The following is a 6,503-nucleotide window of genomic DNA, read 5'->3' as shown; positions in this document are numbered from 1 at the left end:
TGCCAGGAGTTCATCACCCAGCTGGGTCGGAACTTCCAGGTGATCTACGAGCAGGCCAACACCCACGGCATGAAGATCCAGAACGCCGGCAACAACATGGCGCAGACCGACAACGCCGTCGGCTCCAGCTGGGCCTGAGATCAATCCGCGGCCCGTGGCGGGGTACGGCTAGCCCGTATCCCCGTCACGACCGTCGGCTTCGTACGCCCGCGCACGGTATTCACCGTGGGCGGGCGTACGTCGTTTTTGGTGGGCGTACGTCGTTGGTTCGGACATCGTGAGTCGTTCGCGAGCGTAACGGGGCTGCGATTTCGCGCCCCGGATTTCGCCGTGGCGTTGCGCTCGCGAGCGAGTCAGAAGCGGCCGCCACCGCCGATGAAGCCGCCACCGTCGGATCCGCCGAAGGAGGTGGGGCTCCAGCCGCTACCGCCGCCGAACCCGCCCCGCATGCCCCCGCCGAGCATGTCGCTGATGATGATGCCGCCGAGCACCGCACCGGTGTTGGCATCCCCTCGGCGGGTGTACATACGCCGCTCCGCCTGCACGTCGGCATTGGCCAGCGACTGAGCCCGAGCGGCCAGTGTCGAGGCGCTGTTGGCGTGGTCGATGGCCTCAGCCAGGTTCGATGATTCCTTTGCTTGGGCTGCCTCGAGTTGGCGTTTGGCCTCGGAGAGGCGAGTACGGGCGTCGGGGCCGATGCTGCCCCGCCGGGTGTCGATGAATTCAGACACCGCGTGCACCCGCGACTGTGCCGTGAACAGCGCCTGCTCGTACGAGCGGTTGAGCCGTTGGATGTCAGCCTGCTCCTGGGCCACTGCGGCCAGGACTCGGTCAAGTTCGGCGTCGGCCTTGGTCAGCAGGCCGAAAGCGCTCAGCGGATCGGCTGTGTCCTGCAAGTCGGCGTGGCCCCCGGAATGGTCCAGGGCCCTGGCTGCTGCGTCACGCGCGCTGATCAGTTGCCCGGTGGACGCCGACTTGTTGCTGCCACTGCGCAGCAGGGCATTGGCCCGCTTGATATCGTCTCGGACCTCGGCCAGCAACGCCGGCAAGTGTTCCACGGCGTGCCGGATATCGCCGGCGGCAGAATCGATCGCATCCAGCATGGAGCGCGCTTGGCCCAGCGCGGACTCGGCGGCGTGGATGCCGTCGACCAGGCGAGACTGCTGTCCGGCCGACCCCCCGCCGACCGATTCACGGGCCGCGCCGATGTTGCGGTCGGCGAATTGCAGCCGTCCCTGGGCGGCGGCCGCATTGCCCGAAATCGACGCCAGTGCCGCGGACCCGAATTCAGCGTTCAGCTCTGCCAGCCGCTGCTGGGCGGGGGCGATCCGGGCGGTGAGTTCGACGTACAGTCTGGTCAGCGCCTCGATCCGGGATGGCGCGTTGATCACCAGATCGCGTAGCTGTTCGAATGCTTCGGTCTGCGACTCCAGTTCGAGGTCCGCGGTGGCCGCCGAGACGATCACCCGGGTCAGCAGATCGCGCCGCTGTGCCGGAGTCTCGGGCTTGTCGTCGTCGAGTTGCTGGCGCACCGTGAAGGCCTCGGTCAAGGCGGCCTTGGCGTTGTTCACCGCCTGAGTGAATTCCGCCGTGCGCTGCGAGCCGAACTCCTCGACGGCCAGTTCGAGTTCGTTGGAGCTGGTGCGTACCGCGTTGTCGACTTCCACCACCTTCGCTCGGGACAGTTCGTCGAGAATGTCCAGCGGTACCGTAGCCAGCGCGGCCGGATCGGTGGCGTCTAGGCGTCGAGCGGCCGCCAGCCCTTTGATTCGTCGTCGTCGCGCACGCCGGCGTGCCAGCAACAGCAACACCACCGCCGCGACGGCGATGGCGGCGAGCGCTACGAGCAGTGCGGTGCTTCCCGTCGAACTGGGCGCCACGTTGAGGCCCTGGGCCGCGGCGATCGCGGCACCCTTCCAATCCCCGCTGCGCAGCGCGGGTTCTATCCGGTCGCGGCGCAAGCTGCGGACCTGGCTTTCGGTGATGCCTCGCATCCCGGTGGGCACCATGAAGGCGTACGACCTGCCGGCAGTGGATACCGCGAGCAACGCGTCGTCATCATCGAGGTCGCTGAGCCGGATGGTGTTCTTCGCCCAGCTCACCGCGTTCTGGCCGGAGAAGTCATCGACATAGACCACCCAGAGCCGCGTCCGGCGTTCGCCGTAAAGCCTGCTGACCGCCGAGCTCACCGCCGCCCGGTCGCTGCTGGACAGTACTCCTGCGTCGTCGGTGACGTAGCCCGGCAATCGCAACGGTGGCTGCGCCAGGGCGGGTGTGGCCGACAATAACCCTGCGGTCAGCCCCGCAGCGATGATCGCCAGGATGGCTGTGAACGGGCGGACAATGCGCATGTTGGCCAATCTAGCCTGGTTCGGCTCGGATATTGCTATTTGGGAGACCGCTGAATGTGCAATGTCGGCCCTGGCAGACTGTGGATCGGTGAGCGCGAATCAGTACGACCCATACGCCGACGCCGACCGCGCGAGGCGGGTCCCGGAGGTCCCCAAGACCGCGGGCCTGCCGGGTGCCCAAGGCCAGCACCGCACCGGCTTTGCCCGTGACCGGGCGCGGGTGCTGCACAGTGCGGCGTTTCGGCGACTCGCCGACAAGACGCAGGTCGTCGGCCCTCGCGAAGGTGACACGCCGCGCACCCGGCTGACGCACTCGCTTGAGGTTGCCCAGATCGGGCGCGGAATGGCAATCGAACTGGGGTGCGATCTGGACCTGGTCGAGTTGGCAGGCCTGGCACACGACATCGGCCATCCGCCCTATGGGCACAACGGAGAACGAGCCCTCGATGAGATCGCCGCCGGCTTCGGCGGTTTCGAGGGCAATGCGCAGAACTTCCGCATCCTGACCGGCATCGAACCCAAAGTGGTTGATCTTCAAGGCCGTAGTGCCGGGCTGAACTTGACCCGGGCCGCGTTGGACGCGGTGACGAAATATCCCTGGTTTCGCGGTGAGGGTCCCGGGAATCGCAGCGGCAAGTTCGGTTTCTACACCGAGGATCAGCAGGCTGCCGCCTGGGCCCGCTGCGGGGCACCCACGTTCGGAATCTGCCTGGAAGCGCAGATTATGGATTGGGCCGACGACATTGCCTACTCGGTACACGATGTGGAGGACGGAGTCGTCTCCGACCGTATCGACCTGCGCGTGCTCTCCGACGAGACCGAGGTGGCCGCGTTGGCCGAGCTGGGGCAGCGTGAATTTCCCCAAGTCGGGGGGGACGCCCTGATGGCAGCAGCGAAGCGGTTGTCCAGCCTGCCGGTGGTTGTCGGCGTCGGCAGATTCGATGCCACCCTCGCGGCGTCGGTGGCGCTCAAACGGCTGACCAGCGAGCTGGTCGGGCGGTTCGCCACCGCTGCTCTTGCCGCCACCCGGGCCGCGGCCGGACCCAGGCCGTTGGCACGCTACCGGGCTGATCTGCAGGTGCCGGAGTTGGTTCGTGCCGAGGTTGCGCTGCTGAAAATCCTGGCATTGCAGTTCATCATGTCCGATCCGCGGCACTTGAAAACCCAGGAGTGGCAGCGCGAACGAATCCATCGAGTTGCCGAGTGGCTGCACGCGGGGGCGCCCGCGACGCTCGATCCGATCTTCGCGGCGGCGTTCGACTCGGCGGCCGATGACGGTGCGCGGTCGCGGGTGATCGTCGATCAGATCGCCTCCTGCACCGAGGGCAGGCTGGAGCGAATCGATGCTGGCCAAGCGCGTCGGGGCCACGGCTTAGACTGAGCCGATGTCGAATCCGGTGGGGTCAAGGGATGCGGGCCGTTCCGGTGGCCGGTCCCGGATCTCCGACCGCGACATCGCCGAGATCCGCGAACTGGCCCGCATCGAGGATGTTGTTTCCGACTACGTCCAGCTCAAGCGTGCCGGTGCGGACTCGATGAAGGGGCTGTGCCCGTTCCACAACGAGAAGTCGCCGTCCTTTCACGTGCGACCCAATCACGGCCACTTTCATTGCTTCGGCTGCGGCGAGGGCGGTGACGTATACGCCTTTGTCCAGAAGATCGAACACGTCAGCTTCGTCGAGGCCGTCGAACTGCTGGCAGACCGCGTCGGCCACACGATCAGCTACACCGGCCCGGCCACCGCCGTGCAGCGCGACCGCGGGAGCCGCAGCAGGCTGGTGCTGGCCAATGCGGCAGCTGCCGCGTTCTACGCCGAGGCGCTGGAGTCCGCGGAGGCGGCCCCGGCCCGACGGTACCTGACCGAGCGGAGTTTCGATGCCGAGGCTGCCCGGCGGTACGGCTGCGGATTCGCACCTTCTGGCTGGGATACCTTGACAAAGCACCTGCAACGCAAGGGCTTCGAGTTCAAGGAACTCGAAGCTGCGGGCCTTTCCCGGCAGGGGCGACGTGGCCCGATGGACCGGTTTCACCGCAGGCTGCTGTGGCCTATCCGAACCTCTGCCGGTGAGGTCATCGGGTTCGGTGCGCGCCGGCTCTTCGATGACGACCCGATGGAGGCCAAGTACGTCAACACCCCCGAAACCCCGCTGTACAAGAAGTCCTCGGTGCTGTTCGGGATCGACCTCGCCAAGCGCGACATCGCCAAGGGGCATCAGGCGGTGGTGGTTGAGGGATACACCGACGTCATGGCCATGCACCTGGCCGGTGTTCCGACCGCGGTCGCCTCGTGCGGCACCGCATTCGGCGACGACCACCTGGCGATGCTGCGGCGGCTGATGATGGATGACAGCTTCTTCCGGGGCGAGCTGATCTATGTCTTCGACGGCGACGAGGCCGGCAAGGCCGCCGCACTGAAGGCTTTCGACGGTGAGCAGAACCTGGCCGGACAGTCGTTCGTTGCGGTCGCACCTGACGGCATGGATCCGTGTGAACTGCGGATGAAGTCCGGCGACGGCGCACTGCGTGACCTGGTGGCCCGGCGAACCCCGCTGTTCGAGTTCGCAATTCGCAGTGCCCTCGGCGAAATGAATCTGGACAACGCCGAGGGCCGGGTAGCCGCGCTGCGTCGGTGTGTACCGATGGTGGGGCGGATCAAGGACCCGACGCTGCGTGACGAGTACGCGCGGCAACTCGCCGGCTGGGTTGGTTGGGACGATGTCGCGCAGGTGCTCGATCGGGTCCGCGGAGAAGCCCGGAAATCGGTGCGTTCCGGCCGTGCGGCGGCCGGTGCGAAGATGCCGCGACGGGCGGCGGAGCCCACGCAGGAGCCGACGGTTGCCGAACCGTCGGCGCCCGCCCGCCCCGATCCGCGCGATCCGGCACTGTGGCCGCAGCGCGAAGCGCTCAAATCGGCCCTGCAGTTTCCGGCCCTGGCCGGTCCGGTGTTCGACAGCCTGACCGTCGAGAGCTTTACGCACCCGGGTTACGCGGCCGTGCGCGCCGCGATCGCGGAAGCCGGCGGTAGCGGTCAGGGTGTCAGCGGAGCGCAATGGCTGGATCTGGTGGGCCGGCAGGTCGACTCGCCGGCGACCGCCCGACTCGTCAGCGAACTGGGGGTCGAACCGATCCGCGCCGATGACGAGCAGATGCCCCGCTACATCGCCGGGGTGCTCGCCCGTCTGCAGGAGGTGTGGATGGGCCGGCAGATCGCAGACGTGAAATCCAAGCTGCAGCGCATGTCACCGATTGAGCAGGCCGAGGAATACCACGCACTGTTCGGCGATCTGGTCGCGATGGAAGCCTATCGTCGTAGCCTGCTGGAGCAGGCCAGCGGGGATGATCTCACCGTGTGAAGCGGTTTCGGGGTCGCCGGTCGCCGGTCGCCGGTGGGTCGGCGCGCTCAGCGGGGGCTGCTCACCCGGATATCGGGCCGGAGTTCCTCGACGTACGGCTCCATTCGATGGCCGGGCCTGCTGACCACCGTCGTCTGCCCGTCGATCTCGCCGACTGTTACGAACCCGGTGTCGGGGGAGATCCTGTTCGCAATCTTGCGACGGCCCCCCTCGATCAGCGACCTGGTCACCGGACTGCCGGTGACGGCGCGATAGGTGCCGGCGATCTGTTCGTACCGGCGGCGTCCGGCCTTCGTACCCAGCACGTAACCCAGTCCCATTACGGCGACATACCCGATCAAAGCGATCCCTCCGACGAGAAGTGCGGTTCTTCCTATCCTGCCCTATCCGGCCGGCGCCGTCGCGGCCGATCCCGCCCGGCGGGATGAGGCACGCATCCAGTTGGGCCGCCCCCCTCCCAGTACGCTAGAGTCGTTCCGCGGTCAGCACCAGCGTTGGCTGGACTGATAGTCCCCTGTAGCTCAACTGGCAGAGCATTCGGCTGTTAACCGAAGGGTTGTAGGTTCGAGTCCTACCGGGGGAGCGCAGCCGGTCTGATTCCGTTGACCCTGCGCTGACGGCGCGACCTACTCGCACGAATGCGCCACAGACGCAGAATCAATGCCGCTGCCGTGTCCCCTGAACTTTCACTCTGCGCACAGGGCGCGGTCTACTCGCACGAATGCGCCGCAGACGCAGAGTCAATGTCACTGCGAGTTCAGGGTCACCGTGCACGGGTCAGCGGGCAGGGTTGGCGCGG

At 66.9% G+C, this 6,503-nt stretch carries 4 protein-coding genes, 1 tRNA gene and 1 pseudogene; 4 read left to right on the top strand and 2 right to left on the bottom strand.

Going from position 1 to position 6,503, the window contains the following annotated elements; translation table 11 throughout:
- Positions 1 to 138, top strand: a pseudogene (locus ACK5M9_RS02040) (type VII secretion protein EsxI); the annotation flags it as partial.
- A 215-nt stretch (positions 139 to 353) separates the two neighbouring features.
- On the opposite strand, the gene ACK5M9_RS02035 reads toward ACK5M9_RS02040, so the two are convergent.
- On the bottom strand, positions 354 to 2,351 hold the full coding sequence (locus ACK5M9_RS02035) for a TPM domain-containing protein (RefSeq protein ID WP_416891541.1): 1,998 nt from the start codon (positions 2,349 to 2,351) through the stop codon (positions 354 to 356).
- 88 nt (positions 2,352 to 2,439) lie between these two features.
- On the opposite strand from ACK5M9_RS02035, the gene ACK5M9_RS02030 reads away from it, so the two are divergent.
- Together ACK5M9_RS02030 and dnaG are read left to right on the top strand one after the other, a co-directional pair.
- On the top strand, positions 2,440 to 3,732 hold the full coding sequence (locus tag ACK5M9_RS02030) for a deoxyguanosinetriphosphate triphosphohydrolase (RefSeq protein WP_416891540.1): 1,293 nt from the start codon (positions 2,440 to 2,442) through the stop codon (positions 3,730 to 3,732).
- Positions 3,733 to 3,736: 4 nt separating this feature from the next.
- Positions 3,737 to 5,704 carry a DNA primase gene (dnaG, locus tag ACK5M9_RS02025; RefSeq protein WP_416891539.1) on the top strand — a complete coding sequence of 656 codons (1,968 nt, stop codon included), beginning with the start codon at positions 3,737 to 3,739 and terminating at the stop codon, positions 5,702 to 5,704.
- Between the two features lie 47 nt (positions 5,705 to 5,751).
- Here dnaG and ACK5M9_RS02020 read toward each other — a convergent pair whose 3' ends face one another.
- Positions 5,752 to 6,045: a hypothetical protein gene (locus tag ACK5M9_RS02020; RefSeq protein WP_416891538.1), complete on the bottom strand. Its 294-nt coding sequence runs from the start codon at positions 6,043 to 6,045 to the stop codon at positions 5,752 to 5,754.
- Between the two features lie 169 nt (positions 6,046 to 6,214).
- Between ACK5M9_RS02020 and ACK5M9_RS02015 the strand changes: the two genes are divergently transcribed.
- A tRNA-Asn gene (locus tag ACK5M9_RS02015) sits at positions 6,215 to 6,287 on the top strand.
- The last annotated feature ends 216 nt before the right edge of the window (positions 6,288 to 6,503 follow it).

This window comes from Mycobacterium sp. (genome assembly GCF_047975165.1).
GTDB lineage: Bacteria > Actinomycetota > Actinomycetes > Mycobacteriales > Mycobacteriaceae > Mycobacterium.
Note: the sequence above shows the minus strand (reverse complement) of the source record. Positions and strands in the feature narration are given on the sequence as shown.